The sequence below is a fragment of the Nonomuraea sp. NPDC049480 genome, from assembly GCF_044465905.1.
Taxonomy (GTDB): domain Bacteria; phylum Actinomycetota; class Actinomycetes; order Streptosporangiales; family Streptosporangiaceae; genus Nonomuraea.
In genome coordinates, this window is the sequence record NZ_JBITMD010000007.1 from 377,181 (window position 1) to 392,496 (window position 15,316).

Sequence of the window (15,316 nt, forward strand, 5' to 3'; positions counted from 1 at the left end):
CAGCGGGTAGTGAGCCGGGATACTGGGCCCTGGCGCGAAGCCGTTACTTCTCAGGGAGATGAATCATGCCTATTGCGACTCCAGAGGTCTACGCTGAGATGCTCGACCGGGCCAAGGCCGGCGGATTCGCCTACCCGGCGATCAACGTGACCTCGTCCCAGACGTTGCACGCCGCCCTGCGCGGCTTCGCGGAGGCGGAGAGCGACGGCATCGTTCAGGTGTCGACCGGTGGTGCCGAGTTCCTGTCCGGGGCGACCGTCAAGGACATGGTCACCGGCGCGACGGCACTGGCCGAGTATGCCCGGATCGTGGCCGCGAAATACCCGGTCACGGTCGCGCTGCACACCGACCACTGCCCGAAGGACAAGCTCGACGGCTTCATGCGGCCGTTGATCGACATCTCCCTGGAGCGGGTCTCCAAGGGGCTCGACCCGCTCTTCCAGTCGCACATGTGGGACGGCTCGGCCGTGCCGCTGGAGGAGAACCTGGAGATCGCCAAGGAGCTCCTGGACAAGTGCGCGCGGGCCCGGATCATCATGGAGATGGAGATCGGGGTCGTCGGCGGCGAGGAGGACGGCGTCGTCGGCGAGATCAACGAGAAGCTCTACACGACGGCCGAGGACGCGCTGGCCACCGCCGAGGCCGTGGGCGTCGGCGACAAGGGCCGCTACATGCTGGCCGCCACGTTCGGCAACGTGCACGGCGTCTACAAGCCGGGCCACGTCAAGCTGCGGCCGAGCGTGCTGAAGGAGATCCAGGACGCGGTCGGCGCCAAGTACGACCAGGACAAGCCGTTCGACCTGGTCTTCCACGGCGGTTCGGGCTCGCTGCTCGAGGAGATCCACGAGGCCATCTCGTACGGCGTCGTCAAGATGAACGTCGACACCGACACGCAATACGCCTTCACCAGGCCGATCGCCGACCACATGTTCAGGAACTACGACGGCGTGCTCAAGGTGGACGGCGACGTCGGCAACAAGAAGACCTACGACCCGCGCGCGTACGGCAAGGCCGCCGAGGCGGGGATGGCGGCCCGCGTGGCCGAGGCCTGCGAGCACCTCAAGAGCGCCGGCACGAAGCGCTCCGCCTGACAGGAAACCTGCCCATCGGCCTGCCGCTCCGATGCCGTAGCCGGTCGAGACCGTAGCGGCGGTCCATTCGCAGGTTTCTCTCAGTAGCCACCACCGCGGCCCGGCGGGTATGACTTGTCCTATGGATAACCTTCTCGCCGGGCCGCCCCCGACTCATCTGCCGGACCAGCCCGAGGCCAGAGAGGCGCTGGAATCCGGCGTCAAGGCCTCCGACGTGGCCGCCCGTTTCCCCGCCTACCCGGCGGCGTGGGCCACGCTGGCGGAGGAGTACTTCGCCCAGGGGCACGCCGTCACCTCCTACGCGTTCGCGCGCACGGGCTACCACCGCGGGCTCGACCACCTCCGCCGCAGCGGCTGGAAGGGTCACGGGCCCATCCCGTGGGAGCATGAGCCCAACCGCGGCTTCCTGCGCTGCCTGTACGCGCTGTCGCGGGCGGCCCAGTCGATCGGCGAGAAGGACGAGGCCGAACGCTGCCTGCAGTTCTTGAAGGACAGCTCGGAAAATGGTTACGACGCGCTGACCCAGGGTTAGCTCTTGGGGTGTTTGGGCACGTTCGGGTAGTCTCTCTACGCAAGAGCCCCTGTCGCGCTTGCGCCAGGGGTTTTCGTTTTGTGCTCGGGAGACTGAACCATGCCGGCTGCCGTTCTCGTTGGTGCCCAGTGGGGCGATGAGGGCAAGGGCAAGGCCACCGACTTGCTCGGTGGCGACGTCGACTACGTCGTCCGCTATCAGGGTGGCAACAACGCGGGGCACACGGTCGTCATCGGCGACCAGAAGTATGCCCTCCACCTACTCCCCACCGGGATCCTCTCCCCGGAGGTCGTGCCGGTGATCGGCAACGGCGTGGTCATCGACCCCGGCGTGCTGCTCAGCGAGATCGATGGCCTGGCCGCGCGGGGGATCTCCGCCGAGCGGCTGCTGATCTCCTCCAACGCGCACCTGATCATGCCCCACCACAAGGCGCTGGACAAGGTCACCGAGCGCTACCTCGGCAAGGCCAGGATCGGCACCACCGGGCGCGGGATCGGGCCCGCGTACGGGGACAAGATCGCCCGCATGGGCGTGCGCGTGCAGGACCTGCTCGACCCCGGCATCCTGGCGAAGAAGATCGAGGTCGCGCTGACCGAGAAGAACCAGGTGCTGACCAAGGTCTACAACCGGCGCGGGATCGAGCCGGAGGCGGTGCTCGAGGAGTACCTCGCCTACGCCGAGCGGCTCAAGCCGCACATCGCCGACACCTCGCTGGTGCTTTCCAAGGCGCTGGACGAGGGCAAGTTCGTGCTGCTGGAGGGCGGGCAGGGGACGCTGCTCGACATCGACCACGGCACGTACCCGTTCGTCACGTCGTCGTCGCCCACGTCGGGCGGCGCGTGCGCCGGGGCCGGCATCCCGCCGAACCGCCTCACCAAGATCATCGGCATCCTGAAGGCGTACACGACCCGGGTCGGGTCCGGTCCCTTCCCGACGGAGCTGACCGACCAGATGGGCGAGTGGCTGCGCCAGACCGGCGGCGAGTACGGCGTCACCACCGGCCGCAACCGCCGCTGCGGCTGGTTCGACGCGGTCATCGCCCGGTACGCGACCCGCGTCAACGGGATCACCGACTACTTCCTCACCAAGCTGGACGTGCTGTCCGGGCTGGAGCGGATCCCGGTGTGCGTGGCCTACGACGTGGACGGGGTGCGGCACGACGAGATCCCCATGACGCAGACCGACTTCCACCACGCCACGCCGATCTACGAGGAGTTCCCCGGCTGGCAGGAGGACATCACCAGCGCCAAGTCGTTCGACGACCTGCCGCCGAACGCGCAGGCGTACGTGCGGACGCTGGAGGAGATGAGCGGCGCCCCGATCTCCGCCATCGGCGTGGGCCCGGGCCGCGACCAGACCGTGGTGATCCGCTCGCTCGTCTGACAGCGTCGAGGGCGCGGCGATCCCGTTCACCCGCTGGAGGGGGGACAGCGTCATCGATACCGCTGTCGGCGATGTTCTTGCCGCCGACAGCGATATCGGTCGGCGCGGCAGCGGGCATATGTGCCTGGGCCAGGGATGTCACACCCCGCCGCGCCTCTTAAGGTAAGGCCATGCCTCGTTTCCGCCAGATCCTGGACACCATGGCCCCCTACAAGCCGGGCAAGAGCGTCGCCGCGCCCGGCGGGCGGTCATACAAGCTCTCGTCCAACGAATCCCCCTACGACCCGCTGCCGTCCGTGGTGGAGGCGATAGCGGAGGGGGCGCGCCAGATCAACCGCTACCCGGACCCCGGGGCGATCAAGCTGACCGAGGCCGTGGCGGAGCGGCACGACGTGCCGTTCGACCACGTCGCGCTCGGTCCCGGCTCGGTCACGGTGCAGCAGCAGCTGCTGGAGGCGATCGGCGAGCCGGGGGCCGAGGTCGTGTACGCGTGGCGGTCGTTCGAGGCGTACCCGCTGCTGTCGGACCTGGCCGGGGTGACGTCCGTGCGGGTGCCGCTGGCGGGCGAGGACCACGACCTGGACGCCATGGCCGAGGCGATCACCGACGACACCCGCCTGGTCATCGTGTGCAACCCGAACAACCCGACCAGCACGGCGATCCGGCGCCGCGAGCTGGAGGCGTTCCTCGACCGGGTGCCCGAGAACGTGCTGGTGGTGCTGGACGAGGCGTATCGCGAGTACGTACGCGACGAGGACGTCCCCGACGGCCTCACCCTCTACCGCGACCGGCCCAACGTGTGCGTCATGCGCACGTTCTCGAAGGCGTTCGGGCTGGCCGGGCTGCGGGTCGGCTACATGATCGCGCATGAGCCGGTGGCGGCGGCCGTGCGCAAGACGATCGTCCCGTTCGCCGTCAACCATCTCGCCCAGGTCGCGGCCGTCGCCTCGCTGCGGGCCGAGGACGAGCTGCTGGAGCGGGTGGACCGGGTGGTCAAGGAGCGCACCCGCGTCAGCGAGGCGCTCATCGCCCAGGGGTGGACGGTGCCCCACAGCGAGGCCAACTTCGTCTGGCTGCGGCTCGGCGAGCGCACCCTCGACTTCGCCGCCGCCTGCGCGGTGGAGGGAGTGGCGGTGCGTCCGTTCGCCGGGGAGGGCGCCCGCGTGTCCATCGGCGACCCGGAGGCGAACGACGCGTTCCTGGCCGCCGCCCAGAGGTTCCCCCGTTAGACCTTGACCTCTTCGGGGGCGGGCGTCCTGGCTTTGGCGCGTCGCTCGGTGGACACCACCAGGGCGACGCCCAGCAGGATCACCGCGCCGCCGGCCACGACCTGCGTCGTCACGTTCTCGTTCACCACGAGCACGCCGAGGATGACGGCGACGACCGGGTTGACGTACGCGTACGTCGAGACGAGCGAGATCGGCGCGTTGCCCAGCAGCCACGTGTAGGCGGTGAAGCCCACCAGAGAGCCGACCAGGACCAGGTACACCAGCGCCGCCCACGAGCGCCCCGAGACCGCGGCCAGGTCCAGCCGCTCGCCGAGCGACAGGCCGGTCACGACCAGGCCCGCCCCGCCGACCAGCATCTCGACCGTGCTGGCCGCCCACACGTTGGCCGGCATCGGGATCCGCGCCGACAGGAACGAGCCGATCGACCACGACAGCGAGGCCAGCAGGATCACCACGATCCCGGTCGTGCTGGCCGCCTCGCCGCCGCCGTTGAGCGACAGCGCCGCGACCCCGCCGAACCCGACCAGCACCCCCGCCAGCGTCAGCAGCGCGGGCCGGTCCCTGGCCACGATCCTGAACACCACGAGCCACAGCGGCACCGAGGCCACGAGCAGCGCGGCCAGGCCGGTGGAGATGTGCTGTTCGGCCACCGCGACCATGCCGTTGCCGCCGGTCAGCAGCAGCACGCCGATAAGCGCGGCGCCGCCGAACTGGCGCGGCGACATCCTGAACGCCGCCGTGCCCTTCTTGACCAGCAGGAAGCCGCCGAGCAGCAACGCGGCCGTGAGGAACCGAAGCGCGCCGCTGAGCATCGGGGGCATGGTCTCGATGGCGATCTTGATGCCGAGGTACGTCGAGCCCCACACCACGTAGACGATCGCCAACGCGCCCCAGACCACGAGAGAAGCACGACGGTCAGGGGTGTTTGCACTCATGGCTCATGACCTTACCGGCCGGGTGCGACAAAACGCCCGCGAGTATCAGACTTCGGACTCGTGGCGGGATATTAGCGATAGGCGGCATTCGCGCCACTGTCGGCCGTGCCAGGCGGCTGGCAGGATCCTTCCACCAGCAGGGAAGGAGAACCCATGTCCGCCAACGCCGCCGCCATCGCCCATTTCGCCGCCCGCCTGTCCTTCGAGACCGACGTCTCGGACGTGGCCGCCGACCTGGCCACGGCCGTCACCGGGCTCGTGGTCGTCGACTCGCGCAGCCGGGAGAGCTGGGACCAGGGCCACGTCGACGGCGCCGTGCACCTCCCGACCGCCGAGATCGCCGCCCGGGCGCCCGAGCTGATCCCGGGCGACGCCCTGGTCGTGACGTACTGCTGGGGACCGGGCTGCAACGGCGCCACCCGGGCGGCGCTGGAGTTCGCCAAGCTCGGCTACCGGGTCAAGGAGATGATCGGCGGCTTCGAGTACTGGGTCAGGGAGGGCTTCCCGGTCGCGACCGCCTCCGGCGTCACCCGCCATCCCGTGGACGCCCTCACGGCGCCGGTACGCGGAATCGCATGCGGGTGTTGACCCCGCGCGTGGAATCGCTCCCAGTGTCCCTACAGCCTCGCGCAGCACCCTTCTGAGCCGCCTGATGAGCCGAAAACTCCGGAGGCTGTACCACGGCGCCCCGCCAACCACACGAGCGGGCAGAAACGGGGTAAAGCTCTCGCAACTCGATGCGTAGTCGGGTGTCAGAAAAGGTTGGTGCCCCCGTCCGAATCCTGTCGATCGGGGGCGTCGGAGAACATACCCGCATCTACGCGGGTCAACCAATAAGTTCTCAAGAGTCAATGCATAAGTTCGCAAACCTGACACAAGACGTCAACTCCCAGGTCATGAAGCCCGTAACCAGCCCACAAGGCGCCGTGACGACGGCCCGCCGGTGAAGGGTCAGAGGCCGTCTCCCTGGAGGGCCCTGCTCATGGTCGCGCTCGCACGGGGCTCCGCTGGTCACGCAAGCTGCCGCTCTCCGCCCCAGGCTCGCCGCACTGCGTTGAATGGTCGCGCTCGCACGGGGCTCCGCTGGTCACGCAAGCTGCCGCTCTCCGCCCCAGGCTCGCCGCTCCGTCAGCCGGCGTACGGCGGGTGGCGTGCCGTCGGCCTGCCGTAACAGATGGTGGTTTGACGGGTACGCCGTCTACAGACGTGGCTGGGACGGGCCCGCCGCCCACAGAACGGGCCCGCCGCCCACAGAGGGGAAGGGGACGGCGGACCCGTGCGATCAAAGAACCCCGGCTAACGTGGACCGAGCTTCTCCACGATGAGCCGGTACAACTGGCGCGGGCGGCCAGGTTGTGGGGTGCGGTTGGGCGGAAGCGGCCACGCGAGTCCCTCGTCAACCAGCGTGCGCAACAACCGCCGGGCCGTGCGAGGCGTGACCCCGAGCATCTTGCCCGCACCCTCCGCGTCGACCACCGTGTCGCCTCCCTCGAGCTTGGCCGCCAGCCTGGCCAGCACCTCCACCCCCTTCGGTTTGAGTGCCGTCGAACCCGTCGGCGGCATCCGCGGGGCCGGGACGAGCGCCCGCCCCTCGCGGTCCACCGCGAATCCCTGTGCCTGCTTGCCGGCCTGCGTACGCGCGAGCGCGGCCCGCGCGTGCGACTCCGCGTCGTGCGTCGTCCGGCCCATCCCCACGCCTACCTCGACCGCCAGCCCCAGCTCGTCCCTGATCCTGGCCGCGAACGGCAACACCCTGAACCCGTCCGTGGCCGCCGCGATCGACCCCCTGGTCGCGGTGACCAGGTAGCTGTGATCGTCGATCGGCCAGACGGTGGCGTTGATCCGGTTCGCCTCCTGGACCAGCAACCGGTGCAGGGAAAGCCGCAGCTCGTCGCGCCAGTAGCGGGGCGCGGCGCGGCGTACGGGCTCCCGCAGCGTCGGCACCTCCACCAGCACCACGGTCAGCTGCGACTCCTCCAGCCGGTGGTGCGCGCCGAGCAGCGCGGCCGTGTGCAGCGCCGTGCGCACCGCCGCGGAGGTCGGCCGGATCCTGATGACCGGCACGCCCGCCGCGTGCAGACGCTCGGCCACCGCGGGCAGGCACGTCAGGGCTCCCGTGGTCGCGCCCTGCCGGGCCAGGCGTTCGTGGTAGGCCGCGATCGTGCCGGTGGCGCCCGGCTCGTCGCGGCTGTGCACATCGGTGGCGGGGATGCCGAGGTCGGTGTACGCCTCCTCGACATCTGCCCTGCTGACCACGTCAATGCTGACCCTCTGGGGGTCCATGCGGGTGTCGAGCGCGGCCTTGGCCAACGCCGCCACCAGTGCTGCTCCTCCGAGTTGGACGTACGTCGCGGGCATCGTCAGCACACCGGAACGCCTCGCCAGGTCATAAGGGACCGGGCTGGCGAACAGACATGCGTCGACACCGGGACCGAGCCGCGTCACCTTGTCGGGCGCCTCCTGCTCATCGCGGTAAGCGGCCGCGACCAGGCGACACGGCAGCGGTGCGGCGGCGTGACCCATCAGCATGACTCGCTCCACGAGATCGTGGGGCCCGACCACGCCAATGGTGAGGTCCGGTGTCATAGCGCCCGGGCGTGACACTCGGGGAGTTTCTTCGGCCCTCTCGACCAATGTTCGTCCCATCCTGCCGTCCGTTGCAGTGCTCTCTTTTGGAACGATCGCTCGCGGGGGCCGTAATGTCACGCCCGACTTTTCCGGAAAGCCCTTCAGGTTGACCGCCCGACAAGATGTCCTAGCAGCTCAACGCGGTTTTTCTCGCGGTTTTTAGCTTTCGGAAATCTCTCGTGTAATGTCCGCGCCGAGCGCACGCATTCTCGCCGCGAGATGTGCGTGACCGCGGTCGATCAGGTATCCCGAGTCGATCTGGGTCTCGCCCTCGGCGGCGAGCCCGGCGAGCACCAGCGCGATGCCGGAGCGGAGGTCGTGCGCCGTCACCCGGGTCCCGGTCAGCGGCGTGCGGCCGCGCACGATGGCCCGGTTGCCCTCGACCTCGACGTTGGCGCCCATCTTGTTGAGCTCCCCGGCCAGGGCGAACCTGCCGTCGAAGATGCGCTCGTGGATGTAGCTGGTGCCGTCGGCCAGCGCCGCGACGGTCATCATCGGGGACTGCAGGTCCGTGGCGAAGCCCGGATAGGTGTCGGTGATGATGTTGATCGGCCGCAGCGGGCCCTCGCACCGCACGTGCAGGACCGCGCCCTGCCGGGCGAACTCGACGCCCATCTGCTCCAGCTTGTAGCGCACGACGCCCAGGTCGAGCCCGGTGCCGACCAGGCTCACCTCGCCGCCCGTGATCGCCGCCGCCATCGCGAACACGCCCGCGTCCAGCCGGTCGGGCATCACCGTGTGCTCGACGGCGTGCAGCTCCTCCACGCCCTCCACCGTGATGAAGCCCGTGCCGCCGCCGCTGATGCGCGCGCCCATTTTGGTGAGCATGTCGATGACGTCGAGCACCTCGGGCTCCAGCGCGGCGTTCTCGATCACGGTCGTGCCCTTGGCCAGGGCGGCGGCCATGATGAGGTTCTCGGTGCCGGTGTGGGACGGGGTGTCGAGGTAGAGGGTCGCGCCGGTCAGCCCGGACGCCTTGACGTGGATGATGCTCTCGCCCTCGTCCACGATCGCGCCCAGCCTCTTGTAGCCGAGATAGTGGAAGTCGAGGTTGCGGCTGCCGAGATTGCAGCCGCCGACCCCCTCCACGATGGCCTCGCCGAGCCGGTGCAGCAGCGCTGGGGTGAACAGCACCGATCCGCGGAAGCGCCTGGCGATCTCGGCGGGCAAGACGGGGCTGTCCACCCGGGAGGCGTCGATGACCAGCGTGCGCTCGGACTCGTGCAGCTCGACGTACGCCCCCACGGCCTCGGCCAGCTCGACGGCGCGGCGGACGTCCTCGATGATCGGCACGTTGCGCAGGACGGTGCGGCCCTTCGCGGCGAGCAGAGCCGCACCGATCATGGGCAGCACGGCGTTCTTCGCGCCCTGGATGAACGCGGTTCCACGCAGTGCGTTGCCACCGCGCACGCGGTAACGGACCATTCCTGCGGCTCCTTGAAAATCAACGGTGAGGCTCGATCGGGCCAACAGTAGTCGCTAACACCACATGACCCAGCCGAATCATCCGCTAAAGCGAGACCCCGTGAGCCGCTCATACGCTTCTAGGTATCGCTGCCTGGTGAGCTCGACCACATGGTCGGGAAGCGGAGGTGGGGGGTTTCCTGAGGCTTTGTCCCATCCGGATTCGGACGACAGTAGCCAATCTCGTACAAATTGCTTGTCAAAAGAGGGTTGGGCCCGGCCGGGCTGCCACTGGTCGGCCGGCCAGAACCGCGACGAGTCCGGCGTCAGGACCTCGTCGCCGAGCGTCAGCACGCCGTCGGCGTCCCAGCCCAGCTCGATCTTGGTGTCGGCCAGGATGATGCCGCGCTCGCGGGCGATCTCGGCGCCGCGCGTGTAGACCGCCAGGGTGATCCGCCGCAACTCCTCGGCGGTCTCGGCGCCGACCTCGGCCACGACCTGCTCGTACGAGATCGGCTCGTCATGCTGTCCCACGGGCGCCTTGGTGGAGGGCGTGAAGATCGGCTCCGGCAGCCGGGAGCCGTCGTCGAGCCCTTCCGGCAGGGGCACGCCGGAGACCGTGCCGCCGGCGCGGTATTCGCTCAGCCCGCCGCCCGCCAGGTAACCCCGGGCCACGCACTCGACCTGCACCATCCGCAGCGGCCGGCACAGCACGCTGCGGGCGTCGTCGCCCCGCGCCACCACGTGGTTGGGCACGATGTCCTTGAGCTGGTCGAACCACCACAGCGACAGCTGCGTGAGCACGGCCCCCTTGTCCGGGATGAGGGTCTCCAGCACGTAGTCGAAGGCCGAGATCCGGTCGGAGGCGACCATCAGCAGCAGGCCGTCGTCGGTCTCGTAGAGATCGCGTACCTTGCCGGAGTGCACGTGCTTCATCGGGCGATGTCCGTCCTGTAGTGCGAGCCGCGCAACCCGATCCGCTCGACCAGGTCGTAGGCGTTGCGGCGGGCGGTCTCCTGGTCGGGCCCGTTGCCCACCACGCTCAGCACCCGGCCGCCGTTGGAGACGATGTCGTCGCCGGCCCACTTCGTCCCGGCGTGCAGCACGTACGCGTGCTCGGTCTCCTGGAGTCCCGTGATCACGTCGCCCTTGACCGGAGCCTCCGGGTAGTTCTCCGCCGCGATCACCACCGTCACGGCCGAGCCCTCCTTGAAGACGGGGTCGAGGCCCAGCTCGCCGGTCGCGGCCGCCATCAGCAGCCCGCCCAGCGGCGTCTCCAGCCGGTCCAGGATCACCTGCGTCTCCGGGTCGCCGAAGCGGGCGTTGAACTCGACCACCTTCGGCCCCTTCGCGGTCAGGGCAAGCCCCACGTAGAGCACCCCTTGGTACGGCAGCCCGCGCCGCGACAGCTCCGCGATCGTCGGGTGCACGACCTCCCGCATGGTCTGCTCGGTGAGCCCCTCGGGCGCCCACGGGAGCGGCGTGTAGGCGCCCATGCCGCCCGTGTTGGGCCCCGCGTCGCCGTCGTAGGCCCGCTTGAAGTCCTGCGCGGGCTGCAGCGGCACGGCCGTGCTCCCGTCGCACAACGCGAACAGCGACACCTCGGGGCCGTCCAGGTATTCCTCGATCACCACCCGCGAGCAGGCCCGCGCGTGCGCGAGCGCCTGCTCGCGGTCCTCGGTGACCACCACGCCCTTGCCGGCCGCCAGGCCGTCGTCCTTGACGACGTACGGTGCCCCGAACTCGTCCAGCGCCGCCGCGGCCTCCTCCTCGGAGGTGCACGCCCTGGCCCGCGCGGTCGGCACGTCGGCCGCCTTCATGACCTCCTTGGCGAACGCCTTGGAGCCCTCGATCATCGCCGCCTCGCTGGAGGGCCCGAAGCAGGCGATGCCCGCCTCGCGCACGGCGTCGGACACGCCGGCCACGAGCGGCGCCTCGGGACCGACCACCACGAGATCGACCCGCAGCCGCGTGGCCAGCTCGGCCACCTGCCCGGGGTCGAGGGGGTCGACGGGATGGACGGCGGAGACCTCCTCGATGCCCGGGTTGCCGGGGGCACAATGGAGCTCGGCGACCTGGGGATCGAGTTTGAGCGAACGACACAGGGCGTGCTCACGCCCTCCGGAACCAATGACTAGAACGCGCACGCGGTCCATTGTCGCAGGCCCGCCACCAGGCGAAGGCGCAGGTCTCCAGGACACCAAATGCCGGAATAGGCAACAATCTTTGTCGAGTTCTACCTCAGCGGTGAGCTCTCGGGCCGGTATCGTCGGATAGGTTCACCCGCCTGTGGTAGGTTGAGGCGGCTTTGCGGCGTCTCTTGTGATTGGAGGTGGTCCGGGATGAATCCTGGTGATCCCAGCAGTACGTGCTTCCACACGTACACCCCGTGTACTCCCGACCACTCCAATTCGGCAGCCTGATCGTGCCTCCACGCATGTTCGTTGATTGAGGTGACCTTCTTTCGCGCGTGGAGCGTGCCAGGTCGGGCGGAAAGGGACTGCCATGCGCTCGTCCACGCTTTTCCGTCGCATCAACCGTCACCCCGTGCAGCGGCGCGCCGCACACCAAATCGTCAAGCCGGCGCGTGAGGTCTGCGTGCCACCGGTCGACTCCATCGTCGAGTTCGGCGCCTACGTCCAGGGCAAGAAGGTCCCGGCGACGGGCATAGCCGAAGCCCTCGGCCTCGTACGTGAGCACAACGGCGCCAACGACGGCGCCAAGGCGTTCGTCTGGGTGGGCCTGCACGAGCCGGAGGCCCCCGAGGTGGAGTGGCTCTCCGAGGTGTTCGGCCTGCACCCGCTGGCCGTCGAGGACGCCGTCAAGGCCCACCAGCGCCCCAAGGTCGAGCGCTACGGCGACTCGTTGTTCATGGTGCTCAAGACAGTCGCCTACCTCGACCACGACCTGCTGAGCGGCAACAGCGAGATCATCGCCACCGGCGAGATCATGGTGTTCCTCGGCGTGGACTTCGTGGTGACGGTGCGGCACGGCGAGCACTGCCCGCTCACCGTGGTCCGCGAGCGCCTGGAGGACAAGCCCAAGCTTCTGAACCGCGGTCCCTCCGGCGTTCTGCACGCCATCTCCGACCACGTCGTCGACCAGTACCTCCAGGTCGCGGACCTCATGCAGCTGGAGCTCGAAGAGGTCGAGGCCACCGTGTTCGCCGACGTCAGCTCCCGCGACATCAACCGGATCTACCAGCTCAAGCGGGAGATGCTGGAGATGAAGCGGGCGGTGACCCCGCTCCAGGCGCCGCTGTCCGCGCTGCCGCAGCGCCGCGTGATCCCGTCGGAGATGCGTGAGTACTTCCGCGACGTCGGCGACCACCTGTCCCGGGTGTGCGAGCAGGTGGAGTCCTCCAACGAGCTGTGCAGCTCGATCCTGCAGGCCGCACTCGCCCGCTCGAACGCGCTGGCCAACGAGGACATGCGCAAGATCTCTTCATGGGTGGCCATCCTGGCCGTCCCGACGATGATCGCGGGCATCTACGGCATGAACTTCGACTTCATGCCGGAGACCAAGCAGGTCTGGGGCTACCCGGCGGTGCTGGCCGTCATGATCAGCGCCTGCGTGCTCCTGCACCGCGGCTTCCGCAGGAACGGCTGGCTCTAGGCCACTCCCACCGGCTTGAGCGGGCCGACGGGCTCGGGCGGCTCCAGGCCCCGCTCCCGCCACAACTTCCGCATACGATCGGGATAGTCGGTCACGATCCCGGCCACCCCGAGATCCAGCATTTCGGCCGCCAGCCCGGTCTCGTTGACCGTCCAGACCGCCACGTCCAGCCCCGCCGCGGCCGCCTGCGCCATCAGCGCCTCGTCCACCATGACGTGTTCGGGGGAGAGCGTGGTGGCCCCGGCCGCGCGGGCCGCGGCGGGAATGTCGTGGCCCAGACCGCCCTCGTGCCAGTGCAGGGTGTCCAGCTCGATCAGCGCGAACCGCCGCGTGCCCGGCGCGATCCCGGCGGCGTGCCGGATGATCCGCCAGTCGAAGCTCAGGATGGCCGCGTTGCCCAGCCGGCCGTGCCGGTCCAGCTCGTCGACGACGAGCTCGGTGAACATCTCCGGGTCCGGCGTCAGCTCGGGCCTGGTGGGATCGGACTTCAGCTCGACGTGCAGGCGTACGCCCTCCGCGTCGTAGGCGTTCACCAGCCCCAGCACCGCGCCCAGCGTCGGCATCCTGGTCTCCGGCATGGCGGCCTGGGTCAGCGCGAAGGGGTCGTCGAGGTGCCGCGGCCACCGCACGCCCACATCGAGCATGCGCAGCTGGGCCAGCGTGAGCGTGTTGATCGGCTTGCCGACGTACGGGTAGAGCGGATCGCCGGCGCGCAGCGGCCGCGTGTCAGCGCTGGTCACCGCGGAGACGGTGAGATCGTGCGTGAGCACGAGACGCCGATCGGCGGTGAGTGCCACGTCGAGCTCGAGCGCGTGAACGCCGAGCTCCATCGTGCGGCTCATACCCGGCAGGGTGTTCTCCGGCCATAGGCCCCGCGCACCTCGGTGACCATGAATCTCAACGCGCACAACCGGACCCTACCTGCCGAGGGGCACGACTAGGGAGTGCCACGCCGTGTCCTTTTTATCCTGCTACGCCCGGTCGTGCGGAGACCGGCGGACAATAGGCTGTTCTGCATGACGGAGGTTCTCGAAACGGCCTACTCCGCAACAGTCCGGGCATGGGTCGATGGCTGGGTCATCTCCCGCAACACGTCCAAGCCGGTACGCGAGCCCTGGGGCCTGCGCGTGGACGTCGGCCTCCCCGGTCACGTGTCCCGCCACGTCGTGGCCGTCCCCACCCCGGGGATCCTCCGCCACCTGACCGCCACGCTCACCACCCCGGGCACCTGGCTGAAGCTCTGTGCCCCCGCCTACGCCGTCGCCCCGCTGCTCCCCGCGCCCTGGACGGTCAAGGACCGCGAGTTCATGATGACCGCCCCGCTGGCCCGCACCGCGCCGCCCGAGGCCCCGCCGGGCTACACCCTGGCCGTCACCACCCGCGCCGGCGTCACGGCCGCCCGCCTGCTGACGGCGGCCGGCGAGGTCGCGGCCCGGGGGCAGTTCGCCCTGGCCGGGTCCGCCGCGGTGATCGACCAGGTGGAGACGGCTGCCGACCACCGCCGCCGCGGCCTCGGCACCGTCATCATGCGCACGCTGTCGGCGCGCGCCGCGTCTCTGGGTGCTCGGACGGGCATCCTCGTGGCCACGGCGGAAGGCCAGGCCCTGTACGAGACACTGGGCTGGACCCTGCACACCCCGATGACGGCCGCGCTCCTGGCGCGTTCTCACTAGCGTTCACTCGTCGGAGGGGTCCAGCACCGCGGTGCTGATGCTCGGTACGGGACTGCGCACCGCCTTGCGGTCCAGCCAGACGAAGGACCCCGCTCGCACGTCAGTCTGCGACGTAGACGCCGCCAGTGCGATGATCTCACCGGGCGTCGAGGAGGGGAGCCGATCCATGGGACATGTGCTGGTGACCGGTGCCACGGGCGGGATCGGGACGGCGCTGGTCCGCGGGCTGGTGCGGGCAGGACATCAGGTGACCGCCGTCGGGCGCGACGTCGGGCGGCTGGACGTGCACGGGATCGAGGCGGACCTCGCCGAGCCGGGGACGCTCGCCGCCGCCCTGGGGGAGCTGGGCGACGTGCACGCGCTGATCCATTGTGCGGGCATCTCCCCCATCGCGGCCGTCGCCGACGGCGACCCGGACACGTGGGAGCGCACGCTGGCGGTGAACGTGACGTCGGCCGCCGAGCTGGTGCGTCTGACGCTGCCCGCGCTGCGGCGGTCCCGAGGCCATGTGATCTTCGTCAACGCCTCGCCCGGGATGACCGGGGTCGCCCGGTGGTCGGCGTTCGTCGGGAGCAAGGCGGCGCTGCGCGAGCTGGCGGACTCGCTGCGCGAGGAGGAGGCCGCCCATGGCGTGCGCGTCACCACGGTCTATCCGGCCGCGACGGCGACCGAGCTGCTGCGCGGGGTCAGAAGCACCTTCGGCCGTCCGTACGATCCGGATCGCTGCATCCGGCCGGAGACGCTCGCCCAGATGGTCGTCTGGGCGCTGTCTGCTCCCGCGGACGCGTACGTCAGCGAACTGTCCGTGCTGCCCACGCCGCGGTGA

The 15,316-nt window shown here is 69.7% G+C and carries 15 protein-coding genes; 8 read left to right on the forward strand and 7 right to left on the reverse strand.

Annotated features, from left to right (window positions below; genetic code table 11):
- Positions 1 to 65 precede the first annotated feature (65 nt).
- The 4 genes from fbaA to hisC all read left to right on the forward strand — a co-directional run bounded on the left by fbaA (position 66) and on the right by hisC (position 4,235).
- Positions 66 to 1,091 (forward strand): class II fructose-bisphosphate aldolase, encoded by a 1,026-nt coding sequence (gene fbaA / locus ACIBX3_RS22950; RefSeq protein WP_397120043.1) that lies wholly within the window; start codon positions 66 to 68, stop codon positions 1,089 to 1,091.
- 121 nt (positions 1,092 to 1,212) lie between these two features.
- A complete protein-coding gene (locus tag ACIBX3_RS22955) occupies positions 1,213 to 1,623 on the forward strand; it encodes a DUF3151 domain-containing protein (RefSeq protein ID WP_397120045.1) in 411 nt (136 codons plus the stop codon).
- 99 nt (positions 1,624 to 1,722) lie between these two features.
- Positions 1,723 to 3,006, forward strand: a complete 1,284-nt coding sequence (locus tag ACIBX3_RS22960) for an adenylosuccinate synthase (protein ID WP_397120047.1) — start codon at positions 1,723 to 1,725, stop codon at positions 3,004 to 3,006.
- 170 nt (positions 3,007 to 3,176) lie between these two features.
- Positions 3,177 to 4,235, forward strand: coding sequence for a histidinol-phosphate transaminase (hisC, locus tag ACIBX3_RS22965; RefSeq protein ID WP_397120049.1), 1,059 nt, complete (start codon positions 3,177 to 3,179; stop codon positions 4,233 to 4,235).
- On the opposite strand, the gene ACIBX3_RS22970 is transcribed toward hisC, so the two are convergent.
- Positions 4,232 to 5,170, reverse strand: a complete 939-nt coding sequence (locus ACIBX3_RS22970) for an EamA family transporter (protein ID WP_397120051.1) — start codon at positions 5,168 to 5,170, stop codon at positions 4,232 to 4,234. The two genes, hisC and ACIBX3_RS22970, sit on opposite strands and share 4 nt — an antisense overlap.
- A gap of 153 nt (positions 5,171 to 5,323) precedes the next feature.
- On the opposite strand from ACIBX3_RS22970, the gene ACIBX3_RS22975 reads away from it, so the two are divergent.
- Positions 5,324 to 5,758 (forward strand): rhodanese-like domain-containing protein, encoded by a 435-nt coding sequence (locus ACIBX3_RS22975; protein WP_397120053.1) that lies wholly within the window; start codon positions 5,324 to 5,326, stop codon positions 5,756 to 5,758.
- A gap of 708 nt (positions 5,759 to 6,466) precedes the next feature.
- On the opposite strand, the gene ACIBX3_RS22980 is transcribed toward ACIBX3_RS22975, so the two are convergent.
- The 4 genes from ACIBX3_RS22980 to purD all read right to left on the reverse strand — a co-directional run bounded on the left by ACIBX3_RS22980 (position 6,467) and on the right by purD (position 11,349).
- Entirely contained in the window at positions 6,467 to 7,756 is a 1,290-nt protein-coding gene (locus tag ACIBX3_RS22980) for a GTP cyclohydrolase IIa (protein WP_397120055.1), read from the reverse strand.
- A gap of 201 nt (positions 7,757 to 7,957) precedes the next feature.
- Positions 7,958 to 9,223, reverse strand: a complete 1,266-nt coding sequence (gene murA / locus ACIBX3_RS22985; protein ID WP_397120057.1) for a UDP-N-acetylglucosamine 1-carboxyvinyltransferase — start codon at positions 9,221 to 9,223, stop codon at positions 7,958 to 7,960.
- A 78-nt stretch (positions 9,224 to 9,301) separates the two neighbouring features.
- Entirely contained in the window at positions 9,302 to 10,138 is an 837-nt protein-coding gene (locus tag ACIBX3_RS22990) for a phosphoribosylaminoimidazolesuccinocarboxamide synthase (RefSeq protein WP_397120059.1), read from the reverse strand.
- Positions 10,135 to 11,349: a phosphoribosylamine--glycine ligase gene (purD, locus tag ACIBX3_RS22995; protein ID WP_397120061.1), complete on the reverse strand. Its 1,215-nt coding sequence runs from the start codon at positions 11,347 to 11,349 to the stop codon at positions 10,135 to 10,137. Before purD ends, ACIBX3_RS22990 begins: the two co-directional genes overlap by 4 nt.
- 400 nt (positions 11,350 to 11,749) lie before the next feature.
- Here purD and corA point away from each other — a divergent pair, with 400 nt between their 5' ends.
- Positions 11,750 to 12,817: a magnesium/cobalt transporter CorA gene (gene corA, locus ACIBX3_RS23000; RefSeq protein WP_397120063.1), complete on the forward strand. Its 1,068-nt coding sequence runs from the start codon at positions 11,750 to 11,752 to the stop codon at positions 12,815 to 12,817.
- Here corA and ACIBX3_RS23005 read toward each other — a convergent pair.
- Complete coding sequence (locus ACIBX3_RS23005) at positions 12,814 to 13,725, reverse strand: glycerophosphodiester phosphodiesterase family protein (protein WP_397120065.1); 912 nt, start codon at positions 13,723 to 13,725, stop codon at positions 12,814 to 12,816. The genes corA and ACIBX3_RS23005 overlap by 4 nt on opposite strands.
- Before the next feature lie 108 nt (positions 13,726 to 13,833).
- Between ACIBX3_RS23005 and ACIBX3_RS23010 the strand changes: the two genes are divergently transcribed.
- Entirely contained in the window at positions 13,834 to 14,490 is a 657-nt protein-coding gene (locus ACIBX3_RS23010) for a GNAT family N-acetyltransferase (RefSeq protein ID WP_397120067.1), read from the forward strand.
- 3 nt (positions 14,491 to 14,493) lie between these two features.
- Here ACIBX3_RS23010 and ACIBX3_RS23015 read toward each other — a convergent pair whose 3' ends face one another.
- A complete protein-coding gene (locus tag ACIBX3_RS23015) occupies positions 14,494 to 14,658 on the reverse strand; it encodes a hypothetical protein (RefSeq protein ID WP_397120069.1) in 165 nt (54 codons plus the stop codon).
- On the opposite strand from ACIBX3_RS23015, the gene ACIBX3_RS23020 reads away from it, so the two are divergent.
- Positions 14,657 to 15,316 (forward strand): SDR family NAD(P)-dependent oxidoreductase, encoded by a 660-nt coding sequence (locus tag ACIBX3_RS23020; protein WP_397120071.1) that lies wholly within the window; start codon positions 14,657 to 14,659, stop codon positions 15,314 to 15,316. The two genes, ACIBX3_RS23015 and ACIBX3_RS23020, sit on opposite strands and share 2 nt — an antisense overlap.

What these genes read in the sequence shown, in the direction of transcription:
- ACIBX3_RS22990 (WP_397120059.1), bottom strand. Translation starts at nt 10,138, where the DNA reads ATGAAGCACGTGCACTCCGGCAAGGTACGCGATCTCTACGAGACCGAC.
- hisC (WP_397120049.1), top strand. Translation starts at nt 3,177, where the DNA reads ATGCCTCGTTTCCGCCAGATCCTGGACACCATGGCCCCCTACAAGCCG.
- ACIBX3_RS22955 (WP_397120045.1), top strand. Translation starts at nt 1,213, where the DNA reads ATGGATAACCTTCTCGCCGGGCCGCCCCCGACTCATCTGCCGGACCAG.
- ACIBX3_RS22975 (WP_397120053.1), top strand. Translation starts at nt 5,324, where the DNA reads ATGTCCGCCAACGCCGCCGCCATCGCCCATTTCGCCGCCCGCCTGTCC.
- ACIBX3_RS23020 (WP_397120071.1), top strand. Translation starts at nt 14,657, where the DNA reads ATGGGACATGTGCTGGTGACCGGTGCCACGGGCGGGATCGGGACGGCG.
- ACIBX3_RS23015 (WP_397120069.1), bottom strand. Translation starts at nt 14,658, where the DNA reads ATGGATCGGCTCCCCTCCTCGACGCCCGGTGAGATCATCGCACTGGCG.
- ACIBX3_RS22980 (WP_397120055.1), bottom strand. Translation starts at nt 7,756, where the DNA reads ATGACACCGGACCTCACCATTGGCGTGGTCGGGCCCCACGATCTCGTG.
- murA (WP_397120057.1), bottom strand. Translation starts at nt 9,223, where the DNA reads ATGGTCCGTTACCGCGTGCGCGGTGGCAACGCACTGCGTGGAACCGCG.
- ACIBX3_RS22970 (WP_397120051.1), bottom strand. Translation starts at nt 5,170, where the DNA reads ATGAGTGCAAACACCCCTGACCGTCGTGCTTCTCTCGTGGTCTGGGGC.
- ACIBX3_RS23010 (WP_397120067.1), top strand. Translation starts at nt 13,834, where the DNA reads ATGACGGAGGTTCTCGAAACGGCCTACTCCGCAACAGTCCGGGCATGG.
- fbaA (WP_397120043.1), top strand. Translation starts at nt 66, where the DNA reads ATGCCTATTGCGACTCCAGAGGTCTACGCTGAGATGCTCGACCGGGCC.
- ACIBX3_RS22960 (WP_397120047.1), top strand. Translation starts at nt 1,723, where the DNA reads ATGCCGGCTGCCGTTCTCGTTGGTGCCCAGTGGGGCGATGAGGGCAAG.